Origin of the sequence: Streptomyces sp. CB02366, assembly GCF_001905905.1 — a bacterium.
Lineage (GTDB): Bacteria > Actinomycetota > Actinomycetes > Streptomycetales > Streptomycetaceae > Streptomyces.
The window spans coordinates 802,020-828,111 of sequence record NZ_LIVT01000001.1; the positions used below are offsets into that span (position 1 = coordinate 802,020).

The window sequence follows — 26,092 nt, forward strand, 5'->3', positions numbered from 1 at the left end:
CCGGGGGGCGGCAGCCGGGCAGGGGTGCGGGCCGCGCCCCCGGCGGGGCGGGTCGCACCGGCCGAGGATCAGACGTAGTCCTCCAGCTTCGCCACCGCGTAGCCCTTGTCCGTGATGGTCTTCATGACCTGGCGGATCATGTCGGGCATCGAGCCCTTCCAGTCGTCCTCGCCCCGGAAGTGGGTGAGGACGATGTCGCCCGGGTGCAGGTCCCGGTCCCACTCGCGCCACTCCATGCGGTCCGGGAACGCCTCGGAGGCCCACAGGGGTACGGCGGTGATCCCGCAGGACTTGGCGGCGACGAGGGTGTCGCGGTTGTAGTTGCCGTAGGGCGGCCGGAAGAGGGTGGGCCGCTTCCCGTACTGCTGGAGCATCTTCTCCTGCTGGCCGCAGATCTCCCGCTTCTGTTCGGCGGCGGAGAGGCCGGGCAGGTAGCGGTGGTTGAGGGTGTGGTTGCTGAGGGCCACCCCGCGCCGCTGCATCTTCCGGAAGTAGCCGTAGTCGTCGCTGGTGACGTAGTCACTGAGGAACGCGCTGTACGGGATGTCCAGTTCGGTCATCATCCGCAGCAGTTCGGGGTCCTTCTCGGCCCCGTCGTCCATCGTCAGGAAGACGATCTTCTCCTTGGTCGGGACGGTGGTGAAGACGGGCGGCAGCCCCGCACCGTCCTGGACCTCGAACCCCTGGCGGGTGGTGATGCGCGGCTTCTCCGCCGGTGGCTCGGGGGCCGCGAGCGGGGTCTTGGCGAGCCCCCACCTCTTCGCGGCGAGGGCCCGTGCGGCCTGCTTCTTCGCGGCCTTCTCCGCGTACGTCTCCGGGGCTCGGGCCGGTCCGGCCTGCGGGGCCGACTCGCCGGGCCGGCCGGCGGCGGACTTCACGGGCCCGCCGCCGGCCGCCGTCTCGCCCCCCTCCTCCCTCTTCTCCGGCGCCGCACATCCGGAGGCGAGGGCGGCGGCCAGCAGGGCCGCCAGCACGACGACGCCCTTTCCGTGCCATTTCATGGCTGATTTTTCGTTTTGTCGTACTAGCTGCATGGCGCCGCATCCTGCCAGCTGCCGGGGTACGCGCCCTCCCGACACCGCGAGCACTCCCGCCCGGTCCCCCGGCCGGCCCACACCCGCGCACCGGCGCACACCCGCGCACCGGCATGCCGGTATACCGCCCACAATGGACCGGGTGAACGCTTCGACCTCCTCCGCCGCGGCCGACGACCCCGCCCGCGCCGCCTTCGCCGCGCTGCGCACCCCTGAGGGCGAGCAGTTGCTGGCCGAGCTGCGCGACCACGACCCCGCCGACGAACTGGCCACCGCGACCCGGCTGCGCCGCACGTACCCGACGGAGCTGGTGTCGGCGGCGCTGGGCCAGGCGCGGCTGCGGCAGCGGGCGGCGGCGAAATTCGGCGCCGAGGACGCGTACCGGATGTTCTTCACGCCCAACGGGGTCGAGCAGGCCACCCGCACCTCGGTCGCCGCCCACCGCGCGGCCCGGTTCGCCGGGCTCGGCGTGCGGAGCGTGGCGGACCTGTGCTGCGGCATCGGCGGGGACGCGATCGAGCTGGCCCGCGCCGGGATCTCCGTGCTCGCCGTGGACCGCGATCCGCTGACCGTCGAAGTGGCCCGCGCCAACGCCGGGGCGCTGGGCCTGGACGGGCTGATCGAGGTGCGGTGCGCCGATGTCACGGAGATCGACGCCTCCCCGTACGACGCGGTCTTCGTGGACCCGGCCCGGCGCGGCGGCCGGGGCAGGATCTTCGACCCGGAGGCGTACTCTCCGCCGCTGTCCTGGGCGACGGCCGCCGCGCTGCGAGCCCCCCGGGCAGCTCTGAAGATCGCTCCGGGCGTCCCGCACGAGGCGATCGGCCCGGAGGCGGAGGCCGAGTGGATCTCGGTCGGCGGGGACGTGAAGGAGGCGGTGCTCTGGTACGGGGAGGGCTTCGCGCCCGGCGCGTTCCGGGCGACGCTGCTGCCGTCCGGGGCGACCCTGACCGCCCCGGCCCCGCTGCCCGCTCCGCCGGTGGGCCCGGTCGGGCGCTATCTGTACGAGCCGGACGGCGCGGTGATCCGGGCGCACCTGGTCGCCGACATCGTGGAGCGGTGCGGCGGGCGGCTGGTGGACGAGACGATCGCCTACGTCACGAGCGACGAACCGTACTCCTCCCCCTACGTCTCCGGTTACGAGATCACCGATCAACTGCCCTTCAACCTGAAGAAGTTGAAGGCGCTGCTGCGGGAGCGGGAAGTCGGTGTGCTGACCGTCAAGAAGCGCGGATCGGCGGTCGAGCCGGAGGAGGTGCGCCGCCGGATGAAGCTCGCGGGGCCGAACGCGGCGACGGTCTTCCTGACCCGCGTGGCGGGCGCGCCGACGATGCTGATCGGCCGCCCTCTGCGCTGAGCCGGCCCGCCCGGCGATGCGCGGCCCGGCGACCCGGCACGGCGGGCGGCGGAGCGGGCTCCGGGCGGCCCGGCCGTTCCCGGACCCGCCCGGTCTCCGCTCCGCGGCGGGCGGGGCGGCCGGGCTCCCGGTCGGGCGCGCTCACGGAGTCACCGCCCCGCGCCGGAGCCGCCGCCCGTCGCGGCTCCGGTCCCGCCCGCCGGCCCGCCACCGGTACCGGCGCCGGTCCCGACGCCCGTGCCCGGCCCGGGAGGAGCCGCCTCCGCGCCCGTTCCCGTACCGCTCCCCCTCAGCACGCCCAGCACCCAGCGGCGGTGTGCCAGGGCGGTCACCGCGCCCGTCAACGCGGTCAGCCAGGCGATCATGCCGACGCCCATCACCAGGACGACCAGCCCGTACGTGTCCCGGCCCGGTTCGGCGCTCGCCGGCCCGATGACGCAGAGGGCGAGGCCCGTCGCGCCGAGGGCGAACGACAGCAGCAGCCAGGTGAGGCTCATGCCGGGCATCCGCAGCCGCCGGTCGCGCTCCGGATCGCGGTCCAGCGCGCCCCAGGAGGCCAGCAGCACACGGACCTTCCGGTCCCGGAGGACGCCGACCCAGAAGAAGACGGCGGCCGGGACGAAGACGGCGGCGCCGAGGACCAGGCTGACGGCTCCGCCGATGACGCTGACGAAGTCGACCAGGTCGATGGCCTGTTCGAGCATGCCGATCCCGGCGCCCACCAGGCTCCAGCCGATCGCGGCGAGCGCCGCCCACATCCCCAGCAGCCCGAGCCGTCCCGGCCCCACGTGCATCCTCACCAACACGCCCAGAACCGCGGCCCGGTCGGCGAGCATCGCCTCGCGGTCGGGCCAGGACCGGATCTCGACGGGCGGCGGAGGGGGCGGGAGCGGGGCACGGCGTGACATGAGCGGAACATTACCGAGCCGGGCCGGCCCACCGCCGAGGACCGTACGCTCGGGCGTCGCGCAGCGTCTGGCCCCCGTCAGGCATCGCGCAGTGCCTGGATGTCCAGCTTGGTCATGCCGAGCATCGCCTTCATGGTCCGGTCCGCCTTCGCCCTGTCCGGGTCGGCCAGCAGGCGGGGCAGTTCGTTCGGCACGATCTGCCAGGAGACCCCGAACCTGTCCTTGAGCCAGCCGCACCGCCCCGTCTCGCCGCCCTCGGAGAGCGCGTCCCAGAACCGGTCCACCTCGGCCTGGTCGGCGCAGTCCACGGAGAACGAGATCGCCTCGGTGAACGGGAACTGCGGGCCGCCGTTGAGCCCCGTGTACTCCTGGCCCGCGAGCCGGAAGCCGACGGTGAGGACTGAGCCCGTCCCGCCGGGGCCGGCCTCGCCGGAGTAGGTGGTGTCCAGGATCCGGGAGTCGCCGCCGAAGATCGCGACGTAGTGCTCGGCGGCCTCCTGGGCCTGCCCGTCGAACCAGAGACAGGGGGTGATCTTCTGCATGGCCTTCTCCTCGTCGAACCGTCCGTACGCCCGGCCCGGGCGGCCGCGACGTCCGGAAGGTAGACCGGTCCCGCCGCCGGAACTCATCGGACTCGCCCCGGATCGCCCGCCCGTGCCCGTACGCCACCGGTACGGCCCCACCGGAAGCCGGGGCGACGAGGACGGCCCGCCGGGCGGCCGTCGCCGGGGGAACGGCCTCACCGGGGCACGGCCGCCGCCCTTCCTTCCGCCGGCAGCAGCACGTACGCCACCGGCGCCGCCACCGCCAGGAGGCCCGCCGCGACCCACAGCGCGGCCGCGTGCCCCGAGGACAGCGCGGCGGGCCCCGTGGCGTCGCCGGTGACCTGGACGGCGACGGTGACCAGGACCGCGAGGCCGAGCGAGCCGCCCACCTGGCGCGAGCTGTTCAGCAGCCCCGAGGCCATCCCGGTCTCCTCGGGGGCCACACCGGTCGTCGCGGCCGTGCCGAGCGGGACGAAGCAGAGTCCGATGCCGAAGGAGCAGAGCAGCGACGGGCCGAGGACGGAGACGAGGAAGGAACCGCCGACCGCGGCGGTCGCCGCGAACCAGGCCATGCCGAGCGCCGCCGGCACCGCGCCCGCCGCCATCAGCCGCCGCATGCCGAGGACCGCGATCGCGCGGGGGGCGAGGACCGAGCCCGCGACGACGCCCGCGCAGAACGGCAGGAACGCCAACCCGGCGGCGGTCGGCCCGAAGCCGAGGACCAGTTGCAGGTGGAGGGAGAGGAAGTAGAACGCGCCGAACTGGGCCGAGGCCAGCAGCAGGCAGAACAGGTTCGCCGTCAGGACCGGCCGCCCCTTCAGCAGGCCGGGGCGGAGCAGCGGGGAGGCGGTCCGCAGCTCGACGGCGACGAAGGCGGCCAGCAGGAGCACCGCCCCGCCCAGCGAGGTGAGCGTGGCCGGCGAGGTCCAGCCGTGGTCCGAGGTCCGTACCAGAGCGAAAACCAGCAGGGTCGTCCCGGCCGTGGCCAGCAGCGCCCCGGCCACGTCGAGCCGCGCCCCGGTCCGACGCCGGCCCCCGACCGGTCCGGTGCGCGCGGTGGCGGCCAGGGCGAAGGCGACGATCGGCACGTTGACCAGCATCACGGACCGCCAGTCCGCCGCGTCGGTGAGCACCCCGCCCGCCAGCACCCCGACCGCGCCGCCCGCCGCGCCCGCCATGCCCCACAGCCCGAGCGCCCGGGAGCGGGCGGGCCCGGCCGGGAAGGCGAGGGTGATCAGGGCGAAGGCCACCGGGGCGAGGGCCGCCGCACCGGCCCCCTGCACCGCCCGCGCCGCCACCAGCGAACCGGGCGACCAGGCCAGCCCGCCCGCCAGACTGGCGAGCCCGAACAGGACCAGGCCCGCCGTCAGGACGCGGCGGGGCCCCACCAGGTCGGCGAGCCGGCCGCCGAGCATGAGGAGCCCGCCGAAGGCGAGGGCGTAGGCGTTCACCACCCACAGCAGCCCTTCCCCCCGGAAGCCGAGGCCGCCGCGGATGTCCGGCAGCGCGATGTTCACCACGGACATGTCCAGCGACACCAGGAACTGCACGGTGAGCGCCACCGTCAGCAGCCACCGCGCGTGCTTCTCCCCCGCCCCCGGTCCGCCCTCCGCCCTTCTCTCCGCCCTTCTCTCCGCCGTGGGCGCCGCCCCTGTGCTCCCCGCGTCGTCCATGGCGTCCCTCCCCCTTCGCGGTCCCTCGGCCGGATAATTACCATACGCGTACAGAAAATAAACGCACCGGTCGGCGGAGGGCGCCGGAAGAGGAGAATGCCCGGGTGTCAGGCAGCGAGAAGACCGATCAGCAGAAGAAGAGGGCGCCGGGGCGTCCCGTGGGGCGGCCCCGCCGCCTCGATCCGGACGTGATGGTCGCCACCGCGCGCCGCATCGTCGAGGAGGAGGGGGTGGAGGCCCTCTCCATGCGCCGGGTGGCGAAGGAGCTGGGCAGCACGCCCATGGCGCTGTACCACTACGTGCAGGACAAGGACGAGCTGCTGATGCTCACCCTGTCCGGCATGACCGCGGCGTTCCCGCGCCCGGAGCTGCCCGAGGACCCGCGCGAGCGGATGGTGGCGGTGGCCGCGCACATGCACGCCGTCGTCGGCCGCATCCCCTGGGTGCTGGACGTCCTGGCGCTGGGCGGCCTGACCGACCGCAACGCCCTGTGGATGGTGGAGGAGATCATCGACTGCGCGCTGGCCTGCGGCCTCTCCCCGGCACGCTCGGTCCGGGCCTACCGGGCCATCTGGAATTACGTGTACGGGGACCTGGTCTTCCGCAGGGCGGCGGACCGCCTGGCGAAGACCCCTTCGCGCCGGGAGTTCTTCCCGGAGCTGATCACGGAGGCGGACGCGGCGGAGCTGCCCCGGCTCACCGGGGTCAAGGACCGCTGGCGGGAGTACGCCGCCGACTACGAGGCCGTCGAGGAGCTGGACGCCCTCGTGGAGGGCCTGGTCCGCCGCGGAACACGGGACGGGGAGAGCGGGGACGGGGCCGGGACCGGCGGCAGGGGCACGGGCGCCTGACCCGCCCGCAGGCGCGCGGGCCCTCTCCCCGGCCGGCGCTCCGCGTGCCTTCGCCACCGGCCCGCCCGCGCGCGGGGGCCCTCAGTCCACCGCCTCGAAGCGCCAGCGGTGCACCGGGCGGGTGATCAGGTCGGCGTCGGGCTCGGGGAGTTCGGGGAGGTCGTCGCCGTACGAGGCGTCCTGCCACCACGTCATCACCAGCACCCGGTCCTGCGGGGCGCGCAGGAGTTCGCGGCGGTGCGGTGCGCGGGCCAGTTCGGCGGAGCGGGCCCGCGCCCACTCCAGGAGTTCGCCGCCCCGGCCCTCGACGGCGCGGGCCTCCCACATCAGGACCATGGTCGCGGTGCTCATGAGTACAGGTTGTCCTTGCTGATCTCGTGCACGTGGTCGTGGGAGTGCCCGTGCGCGGTCCCCGGCACGTGCGGCTCCGTGACCGGCAGCGAGGAGTCGGCGGACAGCTCCAGGTCGGAGGGGAGCCGGTTGCGGGCGACCATCTCCGCCCCGAGCGCCGCGACCATCGCGCCGTTGTCGGTGCAGAGCTTCGGGCGCGGCACGCGCAGCCGGATGCCGGCGCGTTCGCAGCGCTCCTCGGCCAGGGCCCGCAGCCGGGAGTTGGCCGCGACGCCGCCGCCGATCATGAGGTGGTCGACGCCCTCGTCCTTGCAGGCGCGGACCGCCTTGCGGGTCAGCACGTCCACCACGGCCTCCTGGAAGGACGCCGCCACATCCCGTACCGGCACCTCCTCGCCCGCCGCGCGCTTCGCCTCGATCCAGCGGGCCACCGAGGTCTTGAGACCGGAGAAGGAGAAGTCGTAGGGGGCGTCGCGCGGGCCGGTCAGACCGCGCGGGAAGGCGATCGCGGCCGGGTCGCCCTCCTTGGCGAGGCGGTCGATGACCGGCCCGCCGGGGAAACCGAGGTCCAGCACCCGGGCGATCTTGTCGAACGCCTCGCCCGCCGCGTCGTCGATCGTCGCGCCGAGCGGGCGGACGTCGCTGGTGATGTCGGGGGCCAGCAGGAGCGAGGAGTGGCCGCCGCTGACCAGCAGCGCCATCGTCGGCTCCGGCAGGGGGCCGTGCTCCAGCTGGTCGACGCAGATGTGCGAGGCGAGGTGGTTGACCCCGTAGAGCGGCTTGCCGAGCGCGTACGCGTACGCCTTCGCGGCCGAGACGCCGACGAGCAGCGCCCCGGCGAGACCGGGCCCCGAGGTGACGGCGATCCCGTCGAGGTCGCGGGCGGCGACGCCCGCCTCCTTCAGGGCGCGCTCGATGGTGGGGACCATCGCCTCCAGGTGGGCCCGGGAGGCGATCTCCGGGACGACGCCGCCGAAGCGGGCGTGGGCGTCGACGCTGGAGGCGACGGCGTCCGCGAGCAGCGTCGTGCCGCGCACGATGCCCACGCCGGTCTCGTCGCAGGAGGTCTCGATGCCGAGTACGAGGGGTTCGTCGGCAGCCATCATTCAGTCCCGTTCTCCGCTGCGTGTTCGTGCATGGTGAGGCGCATGACCAGGGCGTCGATGTTCCCCGGCTGGTAGTAGCCGCGCCGGAAGCCGATCGGTTCGAAGCCGAAGCGCTCGTACAGCTTCTGCGCCCGGGCGTTGTCGACCCGGACCTCCAGGAGGACGGTGGCGCACTCGAAGTCGGTGGCGGCCTTGAGCAGGTCGGTGAGGAGTTCGGAGCCGAGGCCGGAGCCCCAGGCGTCCCGGCTGACCGCGATCGTCTGGACGTCGGCCAGGTCGCCGAGGGCGGCGAGCCCGGCGTACCCGACGATCCGGCCGGTGGCGGGGTCCTCGGCGACGACGTAGCGGCGGGTGGCGCCGGGGCCGCGCGCGTGGGCCAGCTCGGACCAGAACATGCCGGGCGACCAGGCGTCGTCCGGGAACAGCGCGTGTTCGAGGTCGAGCACCGGCGCGATGTCCCACCAGCGCATCTCGCGCAGTACGGCGGCGGTGGCTGCGCTCACTGGGGGGTGACCACCTTGTAGTTCTTCGGGACCTGCGCGTCGGGCCTGCGCAGGTAGAGCGGCTGCGGCGGCAGCAGCTCCTGCCCGGCGGCGAGGCGTTCGGCGGCGAGGGCGGCGAGCGCCCCGGCGGCCACGTGCTCGGGGCCGCGCGCGTCCGGGAAGGCGTCCGGGTAGAGCACCGCGCCCGCTCCGACCACCGGGAGCCCGGCGAGCGCCGCGGCGATGTCGGCGGGCCGGTCCACGGCGGGCCCTCCCGTGCGGGTGCGGCCGTCCTCGTACCGCGCCCAGTAGACCTCCTTGCGCCGTGCGTCCGTCGCCACGGCGAACGGCCCCTCCAGCCCCTCGGCCCCCGCGGCGTACGCGAGGCCGTCCAGGGTGCACAGGCCGTGGACCGGCACGGAGAGGGCGGAGCCGAAGGTGGCGGCGGTGACCAGGCCGACCCGCAGCCCGGTGTAGGGGCCGGGGCCGACGCCCACGACCACGTCCGTCACGGCGTCGAGCGTCGTCCCGGCCTCCGCGAGGACCCGGTCGACGGCGGGCAGCAGCAGCTCCCCGTGCCTGCGGGCGTCGACCTGTCCCGAGGAGGCGAGGACGGACGTACCGTCGTGGAGGGCGACGGTGACGGCGGGCGTGGCGGTATCCATGGCGAGCAAGAGCACGCAAACAGCCTACGGCTCCGCCGACGGCGTTACGGCGTCCGTACGGCGTCCCGGCCCTCACCCGTGCTGCTGCTACCGTCACCGGGTATCCGACGGGTACGACGTAAACGCTTGTAGGACATGCGGCAGAGGGCCGCCGAAAGGGGACGCACGGTGGCAAGGAGCAGCTCGGGAATCGTGGCCGGGCTCACCGCGGCGGCGGTCGCCGCGGTCGCCTTCCTCGCCTACCAGGCATCGGCGAACGCCCCCGCGTCGGTGGCCTCCACGGCCGGTCCGAAGGCGTCCGTCTCGGCTTCGGCCAAGCCCACCGCGAAGCCGAAGCCCTCGGTCGACCCGCTGGCGGTCCCGGCGGCGTCCGGGGAGGGCGAGCGCGTCGTGTACGCGTTGAAGGACCGCCGGGTGTGGCTGGTGGACGAGAACGGCAAGGCGCTCCGCACCTTCACCGTGATGCCGAGCCCCGTCGGCCCGCCGCCCGGCGTCCACCGGGTCACCTCGCGCTCGGGCACGGTCCAGGGGTCGGACGGCGTCCCGATCGAGCACGTGGTCCGCTTCGCGAACGTGGACGAGGTGGCGATCGGCTTCAGCGCGGCCCAGGACGGCTCGATGGCCAGCCCGGACCCGACGTCGAAGACCGGCGGCGTCCGGATGAAGCGCGAGGACGGCGACGCGATGTGGACCTTCGCGACGGTCGGCGCCAAGGTCGTCGTGGTCCCGTGACCGCCGTCCCGCGCCGCTCCCCGGAGCAGCGCGCCGGCCCCGGGGACCTCTGGTCCACGGGGCCTTTCCGCGTTACGCGGCCTGCCGGCCGGTCTGCGGACGGGCGTCCGCCTCGTCGCGGGGCGTCGCGCGGGCCGCTTCGGCGGGCGGGGTGGAGACGGCGCTGGCCGCCGCGCACGAGGCGAGCAGGTCCTTCATCGACAGGGCGGACGGAGTCGGTCGGGCCTTCGGTCGCGCTGCGCGCTCGGGCGTCGGCATGGATGCCTCCTCGGTGCTCCGGTGGAGGGCACGGTTAGGCAACCCTAACCATGCCTCGTACCCATGTGACCACGCCCACGGGCCCGCACGCAACAATTTACCGACGCCCTGTCGGGAAGGCCACTCCCGGAGCCTTACGACAGCTCCGCCCGCAACCCCGCCCAGCGCGCCCCGACGCCCACCAGGGTGACCTCGCGCCGCTCGTCGTCGGTGTCGCCGGTGGCGCGGTCGATGAGGACCCGCAGCCGGTCGTCGGACAGCTCCTCGACCTTGCCGTCGCCCCACTCCACGACCACCACCGATTCCGGCAGCGACACGTCCAGATCCAGGTCCTCCATCTCGTCGAGCCCGCCGCCCAGGCGGTAGGCGTCGACGTGGACGAGGGCGGGTCCGCCGGTCAGGGAGGGGTGGACGCGGGCGATGACGAAGGTCGGGGAGGTGACGGCCCCGCGTACGCCGAGACCCTCGCCGAGGCCCCGGGTGAGCGTCGTCTTCCCGGCGCCCAGCTCGCCCGTGAGCATCACCAGGTCGCCGGGGGCCAGCACCCCGGCCAGGCGGCGGCCCAGTTCCCGCATCTGTTCGGGGGACGTGACGGTGAGCGTCAGGCTGACGGCTTCCGGCACGGCCCCGGCGGGCTCGCCGGTCCCGCCGGGAGCGGCCGTCCCGGCGGGGCCGGGAGCGATGGTCCCGGGAGCGGTGGGGCCGGGAGCGGTGGGGCCGGCGGGGTCCGGAGCGGTCTCAGCGGCCGGGTTGTCGTGCGGTGCTTCCATGCCCGCCAACGTTAGCGGGCGGCACCGTGCCGCTGCGGACGAGCAGGTCGGCCAACCGGTCGGTGACGGTCTCCGGGTGCTCCAGCATCACCAGGTGCCCGGCGTCCGGCACGATCACCAGCTCGGCGTCGGGCAGCACGTCCGCGATGGCCTCGCTGTGCGTGCCGGGCGTGACCAGGTCCTTGTCCCCGGCCAGGATCAGTACCGGCACGTCCCTGAAGGCGGGCAGCGCGCCGCTCTTGTCGTGCTCGGTGAAGGCCGGGTAGAACTCCGCGACCACGTCGATCGGGGTGGACTCGATCAGCCGCTCCGCGAACCGGGCGACCGCCGGGTCCACGTCCCGCGAACTGAACGAGTACCGCTTGATCAGACCGGCGAAGAGGTCCGCGGTGGCCCGCCGTCCCTTCTCCACCAGCTCCGCCTGCGAACCGAGCGCCCGCAGCAGCCCGGGCAGCACCCGGCGCACCGCGTTGACGCCCGCCACCGGCAGCCCGAAGTCCACCTCGGCGAGCCGGCCGCTGGAGGTGCCGATCAGGGCGACGGCGGCGACCCGGTCGCGGATGAGCGCCGGGTACTGGTCGGCCAGCGCCATCATCGTCATGCCGCCCATGGAGTGCCCGACCAGCACCAGCGGGCCCTCGGGGGCCGCCGCGTCGATGACCGCCTTCAGATCGCGGCCGAGCTGGTCGATGCCGAGCGGCACCCCCTCCGCCTGGGACCGGCCCCGTCCGGAGCGGCCGTGGCTGCGCTGGTCCCAGTAGACGGCGCGGACGAGGCCGCGCAGGGCGGCCCGCTGGAAGTGCCAGGAGTCCTGGCCGAGGCAGTAGCCGTGGCTGAAGACGACGGTGACCGGGGCGGGGGTCTTGTGCCCGAAGAGCCTGCGGCGACGGGGCGCGGAGGCGCTCCCCTCGGGAGGGGTCCCGCCCGCGGGCGTTTCGGCCTCCACCTCGTCGACCTCGTAGTACAGCTCGGTGCCGTCGTCGGCGACGGCCCGGCCGGGCGTGCCGCGCAGGGAGCCGTAGGGCCCGGTGGCGTCCAGTGCCAGACGGGCCTTCTTGCGCATGCCGCGCCCGACGGTCAGCCGCTCCACGGCGACCCCGGCCGCCGCGCCCGCCGCCAGCACCCCTATCGCGGCCCCGGCGATCCCGGCCCGCCGCCAGCCGGCCGCCCCGGCGGCGCCCGCCGCATTGGCGGTCGCGGCCACCACGGCCTCCGCGCTGCTCTCGCTCACCGCTCCACGCCCCCGCCCGCCCCCAGGGCCCCGGCCGCCTCGACCAGGCCGGCGGTACGGGTCCGGTCGGCCGGATCGGCCGTCTCGTGGGCGTACACCCTCGGCACCCGGGCCCCGATGCGGGTGACGATCTCGTACGCGATGGTGTCGGCGGCCTCCGCCCAGTCCTGCGCGGTCGGCTCGCCCCGGTCGCCCGGCCCGAACAGCACCGCCTCCGCGCCCTCCTCGGGCCGGTCGCCGTGCAGGTCGACGACGAACTGGTCCATGGCGACGCGGCCCGCGACCGTGCGCACCTTCCCGCCGATCAGCACCGGACCCCGGCCCGACGCGTGGCGCGGGACGCCGTCCGCGTACCCGACCGGGACCAGGCCGAGGGTCGTCCCGGCGGTCGTCGTGTAGTGGTGGCCGTAGCTGACGCCGTGGCCGGCCGGGGCGTCCTTGACCAGGGCGACGGAGGCGGCCAGCGTCATCACCGGGCGCAGTCCGAAGTCGGCGGGCGTGCCCAGCTCGGGAGCGGGCGAGATGCCGTACATCGCGATGCCGGTCCGCACGAGGTCGAAATGGGAGGCGGGGACGGTGAGCGTGGCCGGGGAGTTGGCGATGTGCCGCACCTCGGGCTCCACGCCCTCCTTCTCGGCGTACGCCACCATCGTGCGGTAGACGTCGAGCTGGGCGGCGATCGAGGGGTGGCCGGGCTCGTCGGCGCAGGCGAAGTGGGACCAGAGGCCGGTGATCCGCAGGTGTCCGGACCGTTCGGCGGCCAGTGCCTCGGTGACCAGCTCCGGCCAGTCGGCGGGCTGGCAGCCGTTGCGGCCGAGGCCGGTGTCGGCCTTGAGCTGGACGCGGGCGGGGAGGCCGGCGGCCTCGGCGGCCGCGACGACCTCGCGCAGCGCCCACATGCCGCTGACCGAGACGTCGATGCCGGCCTCGATCGCCTCGCGCCAGGGCCCGCCGGGCGTCCACAGCCAGCACATGATCCGGCCGTCGATCCCGGCCGCCCTCAGGGCGAACGCCTCCTGCGGGGTGGCGGTGCCGAGCCAGGTCGCCCCGGCCTCCCGCGCGGCCCTGGCGCAGGGCACCGCCCCGTGCCCGTAGCCGTCGGACTTCACCACGGCCATGAGCTGCGCCCCGGCCGCCCGCTCGCGCAGGATGCGCACGTTGGCGCGCAGCGCGGCGAGGTCGATCTCGGCACGGGCTCTCAGGGACGCTGTCTCGTTCATCGCGCCCAGTCTCTCAGAGGCATCGGCGGCCTCCCCGGCATCGCACGCCGCCAACCGGACTTATGTACGTTTCATCACATGCTTCAGGTGGTCGACCAGGACCGGGACATGGCTGCCGGGGACGTCCTCGGCCGCCGTGACAAGGGTGACCGGAGCGCCCTCGCGCACCAGGTCCACGAGTCGGCCGACCGCCTCCGTGTGCGCCTCGTCGCCGAGTTCGGCGCGGTAGCGCTCGACGAACGCGTCGTGCCGGTCCTCGCGGTCGTGGTGGTACCAGGAACGCAGCTCGTCGGAGGGCGTGACGTCCTTCAGCCACAGGTCGACGCCGGCCCGCTCCTTGGAGACGCCCCGGGGCCAGAGCCGGTCGACCAGCACCCGGGCGCCGTCGTCCTCCTCGACGGGGTCGTACACCCTGCGTACGCGTACGGGGTCGCTGCCGTGCGCCATGTCCGACCGCCCTTCCTCGTCCGCCCCGCCCCGCCCCCGCGGGCCTTCGCCCCGGCCGGGGCTTCCACTCTGTCCCCGGTTCAGCCCGCCCGCACGTCGCGCCAGGCGGCAGGGATGCCGGCCGCCACGTCCTGCGCGGAGACCGGGGCCCCGTCCGAGCGGCGGCGGGCGGCGAGCCCGTGCAGGTACGCCCCCACGGAGGCGGCGTCGCGCGGGGCGAGCCCGGCCGCGAGCAGGGAGCCGGTCAGCCCGGAGAGCACGTCGCCGCTGCCCGCCGTGGCGAGCCAGGACGTACCGGTCGGGTTGACCCGCACGGGGGTGTCCCGGGCCTCCGCGACCAGGGTGGTGGAGCCCTTGAGGAGGACGGTGGCGCGGTAGCGGGCGGCCAGTTCGCGGACGGCGGCGAGCCGCCCGCTCTCGACCTCGTCCCGGGCCCTGCCGAGGAGGGCGGCGGCCTCGCCCGCGTGCGGGGTGAGGACGGTGGGGGCGGTCCGGGTCCGTACGGTCTCCGCGTCCAGCAGGTGCAGCCCGTCCGCGTCGACCAGGACGGGGACGTCGGCGGCCAGCACGTCGGCGACGGCCGCCGCCGCGTCCTCGCCGTCCCCGAGCCCGGGTCCGACGACCCACGCCTGTACGCGTCCGGCCTGCGAGGGCGGCCCCTCGTGCACCAGCGTCTCGGGGAACCGGGCGATCACGGCGTCCGCGCCCGGTCCCACGTACCGCACGGCCCCGGCCCCGCCGTGCAGGGCGCCCGCGACCGCGAGGACGGCGGCGCCCGGGTAGCGCTCGGACCCGGCGACGACGCCGACCACCCCGCGCCGGTACTTGTCGCTCTCGGCCCCGGGCGTCGGCAGCAGGGCCGCCACGTCCGCGTACTGGAGCGCCTCCAGGTCCGGCGGCTCGGGCAGCTCCGGGCCGAGCCCGATGTCCACCAGCCGCAGGGCCCCGGCGTGTTCGGCGGCCGGGTCGATGAGGAGGCCGGGCTTGTAGGTGCCGAAGGTGACGGTCGCGTCCGCCCGGACCGCGTCGCCGTGCACCTCCCCGGTGTCGGCCTCCACCCCGCTCGGCAGGTCGACGGAGAGCACCGGGGTACGGTCCCGGACCACGGTGTGCAGCAGCTCGGCGGCGTCCGGCCGCAGCCCGCCGCGTCCGCCGATGCCGGTGATGCCGTCCACGACGAGGTCGAGCACGCCGAGCCCGTCCGGCCCGTCCACCACCCGCCCCCCGGCGGCCAGCAGCGCGGCGAGGCCGCCGGGGTGGGCCCGGTCGGGGGCGAGCAGCAGCGCCCGGACGCCCGCGCCCCGGCGGGCGAGGCGGGCGCCCGCGTAGAGGGCGTCGCCGCCGTTATCGCCGCTGCCGACGAGGAGCAGCACCCGGGCCCCGTACACCCGGCCGTTGCGCCGCAGCAGATCGCCGCAGGCCACGGCGAGCCCGGCGGCGGCGCGCTGCATCAGCGCGCCCTCCGGCAGACGCTGCATGAGGGCGGCCTCGGCGGCCCGTACGGTCTCCACGCTGTAGGCACGTCGCATGAACCCCACCCTCCGCGATCACGGGGGCGGACGCCAGCCCCGCGGGGCGTGGCGCACACCGTGGTCCCCGGGGCGGACGCCGGCTCCGCCGCTCGGGGGGCGGGCCGCGACCGGCCGGCTCCCCGTTCGCCCCGGCCTCCCCCGGCGCACGCGCACACCCCGGCCGGCTCCCCGTCCGCCCCGGCACGCGCACACCCCGGCCGTCCCTGCGCACACCTCTGCCCCCCGGCGCACGCTCCGGGCCCGCCCTGCGCACGCGCTCCGGGCTCACCCCTCCGCGATCACCACCGCCGACGCCACGCCCGCGTCGTGGCTGAGGGAGACGTGCCAACCGCGTACGCCCAGTTCGGCGGCTCGGGCGGCGACCGTGCCGGTCACCCGCAGCCGGGGCCGCCCGCTCTCCTCGACCCAGACCTCGGCGTCGCTCCAGAGCAGTCCGCCCGGCGCGCCGAGCGCCTTGGCCAGGGCCTCCTTCGCCGCGAACCGGGCGGCGAGCGAGGCGATCCCGCGCCGCTCGCCGCTCGGCAGCGTCAGCTCGCCGGCGACGAAGAGCCGGTCGGCCAACTGGGGCGTACGCTCCAGCGCCGCACCGAACCGCTCGATCTCGGCCACGTCGATCCCGACTCCGATGATCACGAACCCACCCTCGCCATCCCCATCACCCGGGGCGCGCGCCCCGGCTCACTCCACGGTCACGGACTTCGCCAGGTTGCGCGGCTGGTCCACCTCGTTGCCGCGGGCCGTCGCCAGCTCGCAGGCGAAGACCTGGAGCGGCACGGTGGCGACCAGCGGCTGAAGCAGCGTAGGCGTTGCGGGGACGGTGATGAGGTGGTCGGCGTACGGGACGACGGCCTCGTCGCCCTCCTCGGCGACGACGATCGTGCGCGCGCCCCGGGCCCTGATCTCCTGGATGTTGGAGACGATCTTGTCGTGGAGGATCGAACGGCCGCGCGGTGAGGGGACGATGACGACGACGGGCAGCCCTTCCTCGATGAGCGCGATGGGGCCGTGCTTCAGCTCGCCGGCCGCGAAGCCCTCGGCGTGCATGTAGGCGAGTTCCTTGAGTTTGAGCGCGCCTTCGAGAGCGACCGGGTAGCCGACGTGCCGGCCGACGAACAGGACGGTGCCGTGGTGGGCGAGGGACCGGGCCAGCTCGCGCACCGGCTCCATCGTCGTGAGGACGCGGTCCACCTCGCGGGGCACGTCCGCGAGCTGGCGCACCACGGTGCGGATCTCGTCGCCCCACTTGGTGCCGCGCACCTGGCCGAGGTAGAGCGCCACGAGGTAGCAGGCGACCAGCTGGGTGAGGAAGGCCTTGGTGGAGGCGACGGCGACCTCGGGTCCGGCGTGGGTGTAGAGGACGGCGTCGGATTCGCGCGGGATCGTCGAGCCGTTGGTGTTGCAGATGGCGAGGACCTTCGCACCCTGTTCGCGGGCGTGCCGCACGGCCATCAGGGTGTCCATGGTCTCGCCGGACTGGGAGATGGCGACGACCAGGGTGCGCTGGTCGAGGATCGGGTCGCGGTAGCGGAACTCGCTGGCCAGCTCGGTCTCGCAGGGCAGCCGGGTCCAGTGCTCGATGGCGTACTTGGCGATCATCCCGGCGTGGAACGCGGTGCCGCAGGCGACGATGACGACCTTGTCGACCTCCCGCAGCTCGGCGGCCGGGATGCGCACCTCGTCGAGGTGGAGCAGCCCCTCCCCGTCGACCCGGCCGAGGAGGGTGTCGGCCACGGCCCGGGGCTGGTCGGCGATCTCCTTGAGCATGAAGGAGGCGTGGCCGCCCTTCTCGGCGGCGGAGGCGTCCCAGTCCACGTGGTACTCGCGCACGTCCGCCGGTTCCCCGTCGAACCCGGTGACGACGACGCCCTCCCGGCTCAGCTCGACCACCTGGTCCTGGCCCAGCTCGATCGCGGAGCGGGTGTGCGCGATGAAGGCGGCGACGTCGGAGGCGAGGAACCACTCGTCCTGCCCGACGCCGACGACGAGCGGCGAGTTGCGCCGGGCTCCGACCACCACGTCCGGCTGGTCCGCGTGCACGGCGACGAGGGTGAACGCCCCCTCCAGCCGTCGGCACACCTGCCGCATCGCTTCCGCCAGCTCCCCGCCCGCCGAGAACGCCTCGGCCAGCAGGTGCGCGACGACCTCCGTGTCGGTCTCCGACTCCAGGGCGTGGCCGCGCCCGGTCAGCTCGCGCCGCAGGGCGGCGAAGTTCTCGATGATCCCGTTGTGCACGACGGCGACCCGGCCCGCGTTGTCCAGATGCGGGTGGGCGTTGACGTCGGTGGGCGGGCCGTGCGTCGCCCACCGGGTGTGCCCGATGCCGGTCCGTCCGGCCGGCAGCGGCCGGTCGCCCAGCTCCTTCTCCAGATTGACGAGCTTGCCCGCCTTCTTCGCGGCGGCGAGCCCGCCGTCCGCGAGCACGGCGACGCCCGCCGAGTCGTAGCCCCGGTATTCGAGGCGCTTGAGTCCCGCGACGACGACGTCCTGCGCCGACTGTCCACCGACATAACCCACGATTCCGCACATAGCGGCACGATAAGGCCGAAAGGGGCTCGCGGGAGGAATGTCGGCCACATGCGATTCTTCGTACATGCCCCACATGGCGCAGGACGCACGACGGGAGGGCCGGACATGTCGGTGACCCGGATCGACATGGACGATGAAGCTCTGGAGCGGGCGATGACCCTGTCCAAGGCCCCGACGAAGAAGGAGGCCGTCAACATCGCTCTGCGCTTCTACGCCGAGCAGCAGGAGCGGGCGGCACGCCTCAGCCGCCATTTCGACCGCGCGCGCACCTGGGGTGCGGTCGAGGACGCCGAGCGACGGCACCGGGCGGAGAAGGACGGTCGGTGATCTACCTGCTCGACACCTCGGGCCTCGTACGACTGCTCTCCGACACCGCCCTCCAATCGGCTTGGTCCGATGCGATCGAGGCCGGAACGATCGCCTCCTGCTATCCGCAGCGGGTGGAGTTCCTGTACGGCGCCCGGAACGCTCGCGAGTACGACGAGATCGCGGAGATGTTCGCCGACCTCTACCCGGACGTTTCCGTACCGAAGGGCGCCGGACGCTGGATCACCTCGGCCCAGCACCGCATGGCACGTGCCGGGCAGCATCGTGGCGCCTCCGCGGTGGACCTGGTCATCGCCGCCACGGCGGCCCACCACGGACTGACGGTCCTCCACGACGACCTCGACTACCGGACGGTCGCCCGACACGCTCCGGACCTCGGCGAGCACAGCGTCCACGACGTGGCCTGACGCCGGTACGGCCTCGGCGGCCACACGGCCCCGCTCCGGTGCGGGCCCGTTCGGGTCCCGCACCGGAGCGGCGTCGGGCTCGCCCCGTCAGGAGCGGTGGCTCACCCCGTCAGGAGCAGTCAGGAGCAGCCCGAAGCGGTCAGGAGCAGTGCGGTCAGGAGCAGTACTGCGCCTCCTTGCCGATCGAGCGGTACATGCAGTCCGCGTTCTCGATCAGTTGCAGGACCGCGTCCCGGTTGCGGGAGGTCTCGCGCTCGATGACCTCGTCGGGCGGGTAGAAGCCGCCGCCGGAGGTCGAGCGCGGGTACATCTCGAAGGTGTAGCCGAAGATCTTCTGCGAGCCCCACAGCCAGTCGTCGATCGACCCGTCGGTGATGTAGAGGTCACTGGACTGCTCGGCGGTGTACCCGTTGCTGGCCGCCATCTTCTTGCCCACCGCCGCGAACGCGTTGCGGTCGTCGGCGGTCATGCCGGGGGCGGTGTCGTTGTACGTGTAGCCGAAGGGCCACAGCACCAGTTCGCTGTACGTGTGGAAGTCGATGGCCGCCGTGATCTGCTGCTTCCCGCCGACCACCCGGCTGCGCACGAAGTCGGCCACGACCTTCGTCTCGGGCGCGGACTCGGCGGCCGTCCCCCGGTAGGTCTCGGAGGAGGGGCTGGAGGAGGAGCCGCCGCAGCAGCCCCACTTGTAGGCCCAGTTGCGGTTGAGGTCGGTGCCGACCGCGGTGGAGCCGGAGTTGGGCTGCCGGTTCTTGCGCCAGCTGCGGTACGAGCCCGAGGCGATGTCGTACTCGCCGCCGTCCGGGTTCATGTCCGGCACGATCCACAGCTCGCGGCCGTTGACGGCCTGGGTGATCCGCGAGTCGGAGCCGTAGCCCTGGCCCAGCTCGCGCAGCAGGTAGAGCGCCATCTCGACGGTCAGGTGCTCGCGGGCGTGCTGGTGGGCGGTGAAGAGGACTTCAGGCTCGGCCTCGTCGGTGGCGACGTTGTCGCTGACCTTGACCGCGATGACGTCCCGGCCCTGGTACGTCTTGCCGATGACGCGCTTGCTCATGATCGCGGGGTTCGCCGCGATACGGGCGTCGATCGCCGCGTTCATCTCCGCGTAGTTGTGGTAGCGGGAGTCGGCGGGCGGGAAGTCGAGGGCGCTCACACCGTCCGCCGCCTGCGGGGCGGCGACCGGGGCGGGCAGGGCTTCCAGGGTGTGGCCGCGCGCCCGGAGCTTGCGGGCCTGGGCGGCGTCCGCGGTGACCACGACGCCGTGGTCGTGGACCTCGTCGATCGAGACGCCCGCGCGGGCGATGTCGGTGCGGGCGGCGGGGGTGGTCCGCCCGGGGATCTCGTACTGGAGCGTCCGCTCGTCCGCGGCGACGGCCGCGTCGGGGGCCGAGGGCCCGGCGGTCGCCACCGCGGCGGCGGGGGCGGCGAGGCCGAGGGCGAGCAGGACGGCGAGGGCGGCGGTGCGGCGGGACGTCGCCGGCCGGGTTCTCGGCCGGGGCGTCCGTGGGGTGACAAGTCGCATGCTGGCTTCTCCTGGGTCCGTCGGGGTGGGGGTGGAGCTGCGCGACGGGCCCAGGGTGAGGCGATGTCATGGTCAGGTCAATACCGCCCCTTCGGCCATACCTCCCCCACGCACCGGCGACGACGCCCGCCCTGACCGAAATGCAGACGCCATGCGGTGCGGCCCGCCCCTGCGCCGTCAGTCGCCTGGCGGCCTTCTCAACCCGTCCAGTCCGTCCAGCCGCCGGAGCTTCCGCCGCAACGCCGCCCGCTCCGGTTCGATGCCCGCCGTCTCCAGCGCCGCCCGGTACGCGGCGGTGGCCTCCCCGTCCCGCCCCAACCGGCTCAGCAGGTCCCCGCGCGCCACCGCGTACGGCGGGTACGCCCGCAGCCTCGGCTCCCCCGCCAGCGCGTCCAGCAGCGCCAGCCCGGCCCCCGGCCCGTCCCGCATCGCCACCGCCACGGCGCGGTTCACCGCCACCACGGGGGACGGCGTGAGGGTGAGCAGCACGTCGTAGAGGGCCACGATCTGCGCCCAGTCCGTGGACTCCACGTCCGGCGCCTCGTCGTGCAGGGCGGCGATGGCCGACTGCACCCCGTAGGGCCCGGCCGGGCCGCCGGTCAGCGCCCGGACCACGAGCGCCCGCCCCTCCTCGATCAGCGCCCGGTCCCACCGCCCCCGGTCCTGGTCCTCCAGGAGCACCGGCTCGCCTATCGGGTCCGTCCGCGCGTCGCGCCGGGCGTGGACGAGGAGCAGCAGCGCGAGGAGCCCGGCGGTCTCCCGCTCGGCGGGCAGCAGGCGGTGCAGTATCCGGGCCAGCCGGATCGCCTCCTCGGCCAGGTCCAGCCGCTGGAGCCGAGGGCCCGAGCTGGCCGCGTACCCCTCGGTGAAGAGCGAGTAGACGACCTGGAGCACCCCGGGCAGCCGGTCGGGCAGTTCGTCGGGGCCGGGCACCCGGAACGGGATGCGGGCCTCGCGGATCTTCTTCTTCGCCCGCACGATGCGCTGGGCCATGGTCGCCACCGGCACGAGGAAGGCACGGGCCACCTCGGGGGTGGTGAGTCCGGCGAGGCAGCGCAGGGTCAGCGCGGTACGGTCCTCGGCGGCGAGGGCGGGGTGGGTGCAGGTGAAGAACAACTGGAGTCGGTCGTCCGGAAGTTCACCGGTCCCGGTCGCCGCGTCGGCGGCCGGGGCGACGGCGTCGGCCCGCTCCGCGTCGGCGCGGAGCACGGCGAGCCGGGCCGCGTACGCCTGGTCGCGCCGCAACCGGTCCACGGCCTTGCGCCGCGCCGTCGTCAGCAACCAGGCCCCCGGGCGGGCGGGGACCCCCTCGCCGGGCCAGTGCAGCAGGGCCGCCTCGATCGCCTCGGAGGTCACCTCCTCGGCGAGATCCAGGTCCCCGAACCGGCGGACGAGGGAGGCGAGCAGGAGCCCGCGCTCCTCCCGGAAGACCGCTTCGACGGCGAGCCGGGCGTCACCCGCCGCAGCTCCCTCGCCCGCTGCTCCGCCCTCCTCCGGGACCACGCCCCCACCCCCCACTGTCGTCAGGCCCCGAAGTCGGCGACTGGCCGGACGACGACCGCGCCGCCGTCCCGCGAGCCGGGGCAGCGCGCGGCCCAGTCGAGGGCGGCGTCGAGGTCGGGCACGTCGATCACGAGGAATCCGCCCAGCAGCTCCCGCGTCTCGGCGAACGGCCCGTCCGTCACGGTCCGCTCCCCCGTGGGCGAGACGCGCACGGTGGTCGCGGTCACCAGATCGGCCAGCGACTCCCCGGAGACGTGGATCCCCGCGTCGCGCACGGCCTTGTCGTAGGCCATCCAGTCCTCGACGGTGCACTGGGGAGCGCCGCCCTGCTCGTCGACGGCCCCGCTGTGGATCAGCAGCATGTACTTCATGGTCGGCTCCTGTCGCCTGTGTGGTGCGAGCCCCTCGGGGTCGCCTTTCATCATGACGACGAACGGGCCCGGGACGGATCGACAGGCCCGCCGGAAAAATTCCCGGTGCTTCAGGCGCTCGGCCGCAGGCCCTCGACGCCGCCACCGCCGCAGCCGGTCCCGGCGCACCCTTAGCACTCGCCGGGGCCCGCCGACCGGAAGGCCCGGTCGCAGCCGTCGCAGTTCTGGAGCGGGAGCCTCCGGTACCGGCGCCTGGGCGGGGCCGGAGCCGGTACGCGTACGGGCTCCGGCTACTGCTACGGCCTCGGGCCCCAGCGCTGGTGCGCCTACGGGCGCGGGCACGCGCACAGGTCCGGCCGCCCTCGTCGCCCGCCGGGCCGCCTCCGGGTGGTTGTACGACTCCGTGCGCGCAGTCACCCGTCCGCCCCGCGCCTCCCCTGACGTCTGTCCAGGAAGAGGCGACGCTACGACGGCGCACCGGAGGCAGAATGGTCCTACGTCGCCAGCTCGAACACCTTCTTGAGCTGAGCCAGTTGCGAACTGCTGGGAGAGACATGAGCACCCCCGAGCTGACGTGGTTCAAGAGCAGCTACAGCACCCACGACGGCCCCGAATGCGTCGAGGTCGCCACCGCCACCGCCCCCACCACCATCCGCGTACGCGACTCCAAGCGACTCCCGACCGACGGCCCGCACCTCGGCTTCGCCCCCGCCGCCTGGGCCGGCTTCATCACGTACGCGTCGGAGGTCTGACCGTGCCCATACCGCCGATGGTCCAGGTCAAGGGCTTCGACCACCTCGTCCTCAACGTCGGGGACGTCGAGCGAGCCCTTGAGTTCTACTGCGGGCCGCTGGGCCTGGAGCCGGTCCGGGTGGAGGAGTGGCGGGCGGGGAAGGTCCCGTTCCCCTCGGTCCGGGTCAGCCCGACGACGATCATCGACCTGCTGGACCGCCCGCGCGGCGAGTCGAACGTGGACCACATCTGCCTCGTCGTCGAACCGCTCGATTGGCAGGAGGTCATCGACTCCGGAGTGTTCACGGTGAAGGAGGGGCCCGTCCCCCGCTTCGGGGCCCGGGGGTCGGCGACCTCGGTCTACGTACTCGACCCGGACGGCAACACCGTCGAACTGCGCTGGTACCCGCAGGACGCATGAGAGCGCGGCCGGGCCCGCAGCGGCTCGGCCCGCGCCCGCCTCACCCTCGCCGCCGCCCGCGGCGACGCGCCTCCGGCGGCCCTCACCCGAGCGCCCCCGGGCCCGTTGAAGGCCCACCCTGGGAGCTACCGGCCCCGGGCGAGCGCAGTCTCGACGGCGGCCTGGAGGCCGTCACTCCGGGCATCCGAGCTTCCCGGGCCGAGATTCACCATGACGGTGGCCTGTCTGCCGTCGACCCTCGCGTCGGCGGTCGTCTCGTAGCCGAAGAAGTCACCGGTGTGCCCCCAGTAGCGACCGCCGCGAGGCAGTGGCGTGCTCTCCAGGCCGAGGCCGTACCGCCGGCCGTCCGCACTGCCGGTCGGGACGGTTTTCATCATCTCCTTGAGCTGGCTCGGGTGCAGAAGCTCGCCACCCGCCAGCGCACCCAGGAACCGGTCGACGTCACTGCCGCTGGATATGATCCCGCCGGCCGCGCCTCCGACCGAGGGGTTGACCGCGGTGATGTCCAGGAGGGGCGCCCCATCGGTGAGCACGGTGTTGCCGCGCCGGTCATGCACCTCGAAGAGCGCACCGGGTCCGCTGCCGACGCCCGTGAGCCGGTGCAGGAGCTTCCGCGGCCGGGCGTCGGACGAACCAGCGACTTCCGAGGGTGCGACCACATGGGTGGCGGCACGGACGGTGACGGCTGCGGGTGCGCGCTCTGCGGCGGTCACCGGTAACGCGACTGCCGCGACACCGGCAGCTACAGCCATGGCGAGCGCACCGCGGAACGTCCTCTTGCGTGTGATCATGCTGCCCCCCTTGGTCGGCTGTCTCCTGCCCTGGATCAGGATGCCCGCCGGGCGCGTACAGGAGCGATGGGGCGACCACCCGAACCCGTGCTGGGGCTACCCCCCGCCCTGCCCCCCGGCGGCCCCGGGCGGAGGAGCCCCCGCCACCCACGTGACCGACCCCACCCTCCGCTCCGTTGAAACTCCCGTAACAATGGAGGGTGATCACATCGCCCGCATGGAGCCCCCACCGTCGCACCGAGCACGCGCCGACCCCGTACGTCGACCTGTCGCGCGACGAGTGGAGCGCGCTGCGGGACAAGACGCCGCTGCCGCTGACCGCCGAGGAGGTGGAGCGGCTGCGGGGGCTCGGGGACGTCATCGACCTGGACGAGGTGCGGGACGTCTATCTGCCGCTCTCCCGGCTGCTCAACCTCTACGTCCAGGCCACCTCCGAGCTGCGCGGCGCGCTGAACACCTTCCTCGGGGACGCGGGGAACGGGCACGGGGCGCAGCGCGGCACCCCGTTCGTCATAGGGGTCGCGGGCAGCGTCGCCGTGGGCAAGTCCACCAGCGCCCGCATCCTCCAGGCGCTGCTGGCCCGCTGGCCGGAGCACCCGCGCGTGGAGCTGGTGACCACGGACGGGTTCCTGCTGCCGATGAAGGAGCTCCAGGCGCGCGGGCTGACCTCGCGCAAAGGGTTCCCGGAGTCCTACGACCGGCGCGCCCTGACCCGTTTCGTCGCGGACATCAAGGCGGGCAAGGACGAGGTGACCGCGCCCGTCTACTCGCACCTGATCTACGACATCGTCCCCGGGGAACGGCTCTCCGTGCGCCGCCCCGACATCCTCATCGTCGAGGGCCTCAACGTCCTGCAGCCCGCCCTCCCCGGCAGCGACGGCCGCACCCGGGTCGGACTCGCCGACTACTTCGACTTCAGCGTGTACGTGGACGCGCGCGCCGAGGACATCGAGTCCTGGTACCTGAACCGCTTCCGCAAGCTGCGCGCCACGGCGTTCCAGGACCCGTCCTCGTACTTCCGCAAGTACACCCAGGTCTCCGAGGAGGAGGCGCTGGACTACGCGCGCACCATGTGGCGGACCATCAACAAGCCGAATCTGCTGGAGAACGTGGCGCCGACGCGCGGGCGTGCCACTCTGGTGCTCCGCAAGGGGGCGGACCACAAGGTCCAGAAGCTGTCCCTGCGCAAGCTCTGACCGAGCCGACCCCGGGAGGGCCGACCGCGTGCTGCATCTGCGTCTGATCGTGCCGGCCGACACCACCGACGAGGTCGTCGCCCTGCTGTCCTCCACCGTCGGCACCGCCCATCTCGTGGTCCTGCCCGGCGCCGCCCGCTCCCCCGCCGGAGACGTGGTGATGTGCGACGTGGCGCGCGAGGCGGGCGACGAGCTGATCGGTGCGCTGCGGCGGCTCGGCATCGACCGGTCCGGGTCGATCACCATGGAGAACATGGAGCTGACGCTCTCCGACCACGCCGACAGGGCCGAGCACGAGGCCCCCGGCGACGGCGCCGACGCGGTGCTGTGGGAGGAGCTGACGGAGGCGACGCACGAGGAGTCGACGTTCTCCATCACCTACGTCTCCTTCCTCGCCCTCGCCACCATGCTCGCCGCCTGCGGGGTGATGCTCGACAACGCGGTCCTGATCGTGGGCGCGATGGCGGTGGGCCCCGAGTTCGGCCCGCTGGCCGGGATCTCCACCGCTGTGGTGCAGCGCGCCCCCCGGCTGGTGGCGCGCTCGCTGTGGGCGCTGGTCGGCGGGTTCGCCTTGGCCATGCTCGTGACGGCCGGTTTCGCCTGGCTGATGGACGCCTTCGGCCTGTTCGACCGTTCGATGATCGGCAAGGACCGGCCGAACACCGGGTTCATCTGGCACCCGGACTGGATGTCGTTCGTGGTGGCGTTCCTGGCGGGCATCGCCGGGACGCTCTCGCTCACCTCGGCCAAGTCCGGGGCGCTGATCGGGGTGGCGATCTCGGTGACGACGGTCCCGGCCGCCGCCAACGCGTCCGTCGCGTTCAGCTACGCGGACTACCAGCAGACCGTCGGCTCCGGCCAGCAGCTCCTCGCCAACCTCGGCGGCATCATCCTGGCGGGCACGTTGACCCTGCTGCTCCAGAAGGCCCTGTGGAGGGTCCGGCGCACACGGAAGCCCCCGGCGAGCACGCCGGGGGCTTCGGTGGGCGGCTGAGGCGCGGACGGGTCGCCACGACCCGGCAGGCCCGCACGGCCCGGAGCGGGCCCGCACACGACGCGAGCGGCCCGCACACGGCGCGAGCGGGACGCGACCGGCGCACGGCCCGGAGCGGGCCGGGCGGGCCCGGAGCGGGC

At 74.2% G+C, this 26,092-nt stretch carries 29 protein-coding genes and 1 pseudogene; 10 read left to right on the forward strand and 20 right to left on the reverse strand.

Annotation, left to right across the window (positions count from 1 at the left end; genetic code table 11):
• Positions 1 to 68: 68 nt before the first annotated feature.
• The gene (locus tag AMK24_RS03420) at positions 69 to 1,001 is read right to left on the reverse strand and encodes a polysaccharide deacetylase family protein (protein WP_079190404.1); all 933 of its coding nucleotides are present in this window, start codon (positions 999 to 1,001) and stop codon (positions 69 to 71) included.
• Between the two features lie 166 nt (positions 1,002 to 1,167).
• On the opposite strand from AMK24_RS03420, the gene AMK24_RS03425 reads away from it, so the two are divergent.
• Positions 1,168 to 2,391: a THUMP-like domain-containing protein gene (locus AMK24_RS03425; RefSeq protein ID WP_073764819.1), complete on the forward strand. Its 1,224-nt coding sequence runs from the start codon at positions 1,168 to 1,170 to the stop codon at positions 2,389 to 2,391.
• A gap of 149 nt (positions 2,392 to 2,540) precedes the next feature.
• Here AMK24_RS03425 and AMK24_RS03430 read toward each other — a convergent pair whose 3' ends face one another.
• The 3 genes from AMK24_RS03430 to AMK24_RS03440 form a co-directional block, all read right to left on the reverse strand.
• On the reverse strand, positions 2,541 to 3,299 hold the full coding sequence (locus tag AMK24_RS03430) for a hypothetical protein (RefSeq protein WP_073764821.1): 759 nt from the start codon (positions 3,297 to 3,299) through the stop codon (positions 2,541 to 2,543).
• 77 nt (positions 3,300 to 3,376) lie between these two features.
• Positions 3,377 to 3,841 (reverse strand): VOC family protein, encoded by a 465-nt coding sequence (locus AMK24_RS03435; protein WP_073764823.1) that lies wholly within the window; start codon positions 3,839 to 3,841, stop codon positions 3,377 to 3,379.
• 197 nt (positions 3,842 to 4,038) lie between these two features.
• Positions 4,039 to 5,517, reverse strand: coding sequence for an MFS transporter (locus AMK24_RS03440; RefSeq protein ID WP_079190405.1), 1,479 nt, complete (start codon positions 5,515 to 5,517; stop codon positions 4,039 to 4,041).
• Between the two features lie 104 nt (positions 5,518 to 5,621).
• Here AMK24_RS03440 and AMK24_RS03445 point away from each other — a divergent pair, with 104 nt between their 5' ends.
• Positions 5,622 to 6,368: a TetR/AcrR family transcriptional regulator gene (locus tag AMK24_RS03445; RefSeq protein ID WP_073764825.1), complete on the forward strand. Its 747-nt coding sequence runs from the start codon at positions 5,622 to 5,624 to the stop codon at positions 6,366 to 6,368.
• Positions 6,369 to 6,449: 81 nt separating this feature from the next.
• Here the strand turns inward: AMK24_RS03445 and AMK24_RS03450 are convergent, their stop codons facing one another.
• Genes AMK24_RS03450 through tsaB form a run of 4 tightly spaced genes read right to left on the reverse strand, consistent with a single transcriptional unit; the run spans position 6,450 to position 8,972 of the window.
• Positions 6,450 to 6,719: a hypothetical protein gene (locus AMK24_RS03450; protein WP_073764827.1), complete on the reverse strand. Its 270-nt coding sequence runs from the start codon at positions 6,717 to 6,719 to the stop codon at positions 6,450 to 6,452.
• Complete coding sequence (gene tsaD / locus AMK24_RS03455) at positions 6,716 to 7,822, reverse strand: tRNA (adenosine(37)-N6)-threonylcarbamoyltransferase complex transferase subunit TsaD (protein WP_073765649.1); 1,107 nt, start codon at positions 7,820 to 7,822, stop codon at positions 6,716 to 6,718. Before tsaD ends, AMK24_RS03450 begins: the two co-directional genes overlap by 4 nt.
• A complete protein-coding gene (gene rimI / locus AMK24_RS03460) occupies positions 7,822 to 8,328 on the reverse strand; it encodes a ribosomal protein S18-alanine N-acetyltransferase (RefSeq protein ID WP_199876353.1) in 507 nt (168 codons plus the stop codon). The genes tsaD and rimI overlap by 1 nt, the downstream gene beginning before the upstream one ends.
• Positions 8,325 to 8,972, reverse strand: a complete 648-nt coding sequence (tsaB, locus tag AMK24_RS03465; RefSeq protein WP_073765651.1) for a tRNA (adenosine(37)-N6)-threonylcarbamoyltransferase complex dimerization subunit type 1 TsaB — start codon at positions 8,970 to 8,972, stop codon at positions 8,325 to 8,327. The genes rimI and tsaB overlap by 4 nt, the downstream gene beginning before the upstream one ends.
• Positions 8,973 to 9,107: 135 nt before the next feature.
• Between tsaB and AMK24_RS03470 the strand changes: the two genes are divergently transcribed.
• On the forward strand, positions 9,108 to 9,704 hold the full coding sequence (locus AMK24_RS03470; protein ID WP_199876354.1) for a hypothetical protein: 597 nt from the start codon (positions 9,108 to 9,110) through the stop codon (positions 9,702 to 9,704).
• Positions 9,705 to 9,776: 72 nt separating this feature from the next.
• Here the strand turns inward: AMK24_RS03470 and AMK24_RS03475 are convergent, their stop codons facing one another.
• The 8 genes from AMK24_RS03475 to glmS all read right to left on the reverse strand — a co-directional run bounded on the left by AMK24_RS03475 (position 9,777) and on the right by glmS (position 17,688).
• Positions 9,777 to 9,962 (reverse strand): hypothetical protein, encoded by a 186-nt coding sequence (locus AMK24_RS03475; RefSeq protein WP_073764831.1) that lies wholly within the window; start codon positions 9,960 to 9,962, stop codon positions 9,777 to 9,779.
• Between the two features lie 134 nt (positions 9,963 to 10,096).
• A complete protein-coding gene (tsaE, locus tag AMK24_RS03480) occupies positions 10,097 to 10,732 on the reverse strand; it encodes a tRNA (adenosine(37)-N6)-threonylcarbamoyltransferase complex ATPase subunit type 1 TsaE (RefSeq protein ID WP_073764833.1) in 636 nt (211 codons plus the stop codon).
• The gene (locus AMK24_RS03485; RefSeq protein WP_073764835.1) at positions 10,701 to 11,963 is read right to left on the reverse strand and encodes an alpha/beta fold hydrolase; all 1,263 of its coding nucleotides are present in this window, start codon (positions 11,961 to 11,963) and stop codon (positions 10,701 to 10,703) included. The genes tsaE and AMK24_RS03485 overlap by 32 nt, the downstream gene beginning before the upstream one ends.
• A complete protein-coding gene (gene alr / locus AMK24_RS03490; protein ID WP_242434898.1) occupies positions 11,960 to 13,183 on the reverse strand; it encodes an alanine racemase in 1,224 nt (407 codons plus the stop codon). The genes AMK24_RS03485 and alr overlap by 4 nt, the downstream gene beginning before the upstream one ends.
• A gap of 60 nt (positions 13,184 to 13,243) precedes the next feature.
• Positions 13,244 to 13,630 carry a DUF488 domain-containing protein gene (locus AMK24_RS03495; protein WP_073764837.1) on the reverse strand — a complete coding sequence of 129 codons (387 nt, stop codon included), beginning with the start codon at positions 13,628 to 13,630 and terminating at the stop codon, positions 13,244 to 13,246.
• An 80-nt stretch (positions 13,631 to 13,710) separates the two neighbouring features.
• The gene (locus tag AMK24_RS03500; protein ID WP_073764839.1) at positions 13,711 to 15,159 is read right to left on the reverse strand and encodes a bifunctional ADP-dependent NAD(P)H-hydrate dehydratase/NAD(P)H-hydrate epimerase; all 1,449 of its coding nucleotides are present in this window, start codon (positions 15,157 to 15,159) and stop codon (positions 13,711 to 13,713) included.
• Between the two features lie 267 nt (positions 15,160 to 15,426).
• The gene (locus AMK24_RS03505) at positions 15,427 to 15,795 is read right to left on the reverse strand and encodes a holo-ACP synthase (RefSeq protein ID WP_073764841.1); all 369 of its coding nucleotides are present in this window, start codon (positions 15,793 to 15,795) and stop codon (positions 15,427 to 15,429) included.
• A gap of 45 nt (positions 15,796 to 15,840) precedes the next feature.
• Positions 15,841 to 17,688, reverse strand: coding sequence for a glutamine--fructose-6-phosphate transaminase (isomerizing) (gene glmS, locus AMK24_RS03510; protein WP_073764843.1), 1,848 nt, complete (start codon positions 17,686 to 17,688; stop codon positions 15,841 to 15,843).
• A 105-nt stretch (positions 17,689 to 17,793) separates the two neighbouring features.
• Here glmS and AMK24_RS03515 point away from each other — a divergent pair, with 105 nt between their 5' ends.
• The gene (locus AMK24_RS03515) at positions 17,794 to 18,015 is read left to right on the forward strand and encodes a type II toxin-antitoxin system VapB family antitoxin (protein WP_073764845.1); all 222 of its coding nucleotides are present in this window, start codon (positions 17,794 to 17,796) and stop codon (positions 18,013 to 18,015) included.
• Positions 18,012 to 18,422 carry a PIN domain-containing protein gene (locus tag AMK24_RS03520; protein WP_073764847.1) on the forward strand — a complete coding sequence of 137 codons (411 nt, stop codon included), beginning with the start codon at positions 18,012 to 18,014 and terminating at the stop codon, positions 18,420 to 18,422. The genes AMK24_RS03515 and AMK24_RS03520 overlap by 4 nt, the downstream gene beginning before the upstream one ends.
• Before the next feature lie 154 nt (positions 18,423 to 18,576).
• On the opposite strand, the gene AMK24_RS03525 is transcribed toward AMK24_RS03520, so the two are convergent.
• The 3 genes from AMK24_RS03525 to AMK24_RS03535 all read right to left on the reverse strand — a co-directional run bounded on the left by AMK24_RS03525 (position 18,577) and on the right by AMK24_RS03535 (position 21,818).
• The gene (locus AMK24_RS03525) at positions 18,577 to 19,944 is read right to left on the reverse strand and encodes a M14 family metallopeptidase (RefSeq protein ID WP_073764849.1); all 1,368 of its coding nucleotides are present in this window, start codon (positions 19,942 to 19,944) and stop codon (positions 18,577 to 18,579) included.
• Positions 19,945 to 20,121: 177 nt separating this feature from the next.
• The gene (locus AMK24_RS03530; RefSeq protein ID WP_073764851.1) at positions 20,122 to 21,447 is read right to left on the reverse strand and encodes an RNA polymerase sigma factor; all 1,326 of its coding nucleotides are present in this window, start codon (positions 21,445 to 21,447) and stop codon (positions 20,122 to 20,124) included.
• A 20-nt stretch (positions 21,448 to 21,467) separates the two neighbouring features.
• Positions 21,468 to 21,818 carry a YciI family protein gene (locus AMK24_RS03535; protein ID WP_030798833.1) on the reverse strand — a complete coding sequence of 117 codons (351 nt, stop codon included), beginning with the start codon at positions 21,816 to 21,818 and terminating at the stop codon, positions 21,468 to 21,470.
• Between the two features lie 320 nt (positions 21,819 to 22,138).
• Between AMK24_RS03535 and AMK24_RS34525 the strand changes: the two are divergent.
• The 3 genes and pseudogenes from AMK24_RS34525 to AMK24_RS03545 form a co-directional block, all read left to right on the forward strand.
• A pseudogene (locus tag AMK24_RS34525) lies at positions 22,139 to 22,345 on the forward strand (Scr1 family TA system antitoxin-like transcriptional regulator); the annotation flags it as partial.
• Positions 22,346 to 22,372: 27 nt separating this feature from the next.
• Complete coding sequence (locus tag AMK24_RS03540; RefSeq protein ID WP_073764853.1) at positions 22,373 to 22,570, forward strand: DUF397 domain-containing protein; 198 nt, start codon at positions 22,373 to 22,375, stop codon at positions 22,568 to 22,570.
• A gap of 17 nt (positions 22,571 to 22,587) precedes the next feature.
• A complete protein-coding gene (locus tag AMK24_RS03545) occupies positions 22,588 to 22,971 on the forward strand; it encodes a VOC family protein (protein WP_073764855.1) in 384 nt (127 codons plus the stop codon).
• Positions 22,972 to 23,096: 125 nt separating this feature from the next.
• On the opposite strand, the gene AMK24_RS03550 is transcribed toward AMK24_RS03545, so the two are convergent.
• Positions 23,097 to 23,762, reverse strand: coding sequence for a serine hydrolase (locus AMK24_RS03550; protein WP_079190406.1), 666 nt, complete (start codon positions 23,760 to 23,762; stop codon positions 23,097 to 23,099).
• Positions 23,763 to 23,962: 200 nt separating this feature from the next.
• On the opposite strand from AMK24_RS03550, the gene coaA reads away from it, so the two are divergent.
• Together coaA and AMK24_RS03560 are read left to right on the forward strand one after the other, a co-directional pair.
• Positions 23,963 to 24,958, forward strand: a complete 996-nt coding sequence (coaA, locus tag AMK24_RS03555) for a type I pantothenate kinase (protein WP_073764859.1) — start codon at positions 23,963 to 23,965, stop codon at positions 24,956 to 24,958.
• A gap of 28 nt (positions 24,959 to 24,986) precedes the next feature.
• Positions 24,987 to 25,952: a DUF389 domain-containing protein gene (locus AMK24_RS03560; RefSeq protein WP_073764861.1), complete on the forward strand. Its 966-nt coding sequence runs from the start codon at positions 24,987 to 24,989 to the stop codon at positions 25,950 to 25,952.
• The last annotated feature ends 140 nt before the right edge of the window (positions 25,953 to 26,092 follow it).

Excerpts from the sequence above, each read along its gene's own strand:
- AMK24_RS03420 (WP_079190404.1), bottom strand. The coding sequence starts at position 1,001 with ATGAAATGGCACGGAAAGGGCGTCGTCGTGCTGGCGGCCCTGCTGGCC.
- AMK24_RS03425 (WP_073764819.1), top strand. The coding sequence starts at position 1,168 with ATGGACCGGGTGAACGCTTCGACCTCCTCCGCCGCGGCCGACGACCCC.
- AMK24_RS03430 (WP_073764821.1), bottom strand. The coding sequence starts at position 3,299 with ATGTCACGCCGTGCCCCGCTCCCGCCCCCTCCGCCGCCCGTCGAGATC.
- AMK24_RS03435 (WP_073764823.1), bottom strand. The coding sequence starts at position 3,841 with ATGCAGAAGATCACCCCCTGTCTCTGGTTCGACGGGCAGGCCCAGGAG.
- AMK24_RS03440 (WP_079190405.1), bottom strand. The coding sequence starts at position 5,517 with ATGGACGACGCGGGGAGCACAGGGGCGGCGCCCACGGCGGAGAGAAGG.
- AMK24_RS03450 (WP_073764827.1), bottom strand. The coding sequence starts at position 6,719 with ATGAGCACCGCGACCATGGTCCTGATGTGGGAGGCCCGCGCCGTCGAG.
- tsaD (WP_073765649.1), bottom strand. The coding sequence starts at position 7,822 with ATGGCTGCCGACGAACCCCTCGTACTCGGCATCGAGACCTCCTGCGAC.
- tsaB (WP_073765651.1), bottom strand. The coding sequence starts at position 8,972 with ATGGATACCGCCACGCCCGCCGTCACCGTCGCCCTCCACGACGGTACG.
- AMK24_RS03470 (WP_199876354.1), top strand. The coding sequence starts at position 9,108 with ATGCGGCAGAGGGCCGCCGAAAGGGGACGCACGGTGGCAAGGAGCAGC.
- AMK24_RS03475 (WP_073764831.1), bottom strand. The coding sequence starts at position 9,962 with ATGCCGACGCCCGAGCGCGCAGCGCGACCGAAGGCCCGACCGACTCCG.
- tsaE (WP_073764833.1), bottom strand. The coding sequence starts at position 10,732 with ATGGAAGCACCGCACGACAACCCGGCCGCTGAGACCGCTCCGGACCCC.
- alr (WP_242434898.1), bottom strand. The coding sequence starts at position 13,183 with ATGAACGAGACAGCGTCCCTGAGAGCCCGTGCCGAGATCGACCTCGCC.
- AMK24_RS03495 (WP_073764837.1), bottom strand. The coding sequence starts at position 13,630 with ATGGCGCACGGCAGCGACCCCGTACGCGTACGCAGGGTGTACGACCCC.
- AMK24_RS03500 (WP_073764839.1), bottom strand. The coding sequence starts at position 15,159 with ATGCGACGTGCCTACAGCGTGGAGACCGTACGGGCCGCCGAGGCCGCC.
- glmS (WP_073764843.1), bottom strand. The coding sequence starts at position 17,688 with ATGTGCGGAATCGTGGGTTATGTCGGTGGACAGTCGGCGCAGGACGTC.
- AMK24_RS03515 (WP_073764845.1), top strand. The coding sequence starts at position 17,794 with ATGTCGGTGACCCGGATCGACATGGACGATGAAGCTCTGGAGCGGGCG.
- AMK24_RS03525 (WP_073764849.1), bottom strand. The coding sequence starts at position 19,944 with ATGCGACTTGTCACCCCACGGACGCCCCGGCCGAGAACCCGGCCGGCG.
- AMK24_RS03535 (WP_030798833.1), bottom strand. The coding sequence starts at position 21,818 with ATGAAGTACATGCTGCTGATCCACAGCGGGGCCGTCGACGAGCAGGGC.
- AMK24_RS03540 (WP_073764853.1), top strand. The coding sequence starts at position 22,373 with ATGAGCACCCCCGAGCTGACGTGGTTCAAGAGCAGCTACAGCACCCAC.
- AMK24_RS03545 (WP_073764855.1), top strand. The coding sequence starts at position 22,588 with ATGGTCCAGGTCAAGGGCTTCGACCACCTCGTCCTCAACGTCGGGGAC.
- AMK24_RS03550 (WP_079190406.1), bottom strand. The coding sequence starts at position 23,762 with ATGATCACACGCAAGAGGACGTTCCGCGGTGCGCTCGCCATGGCTGTA.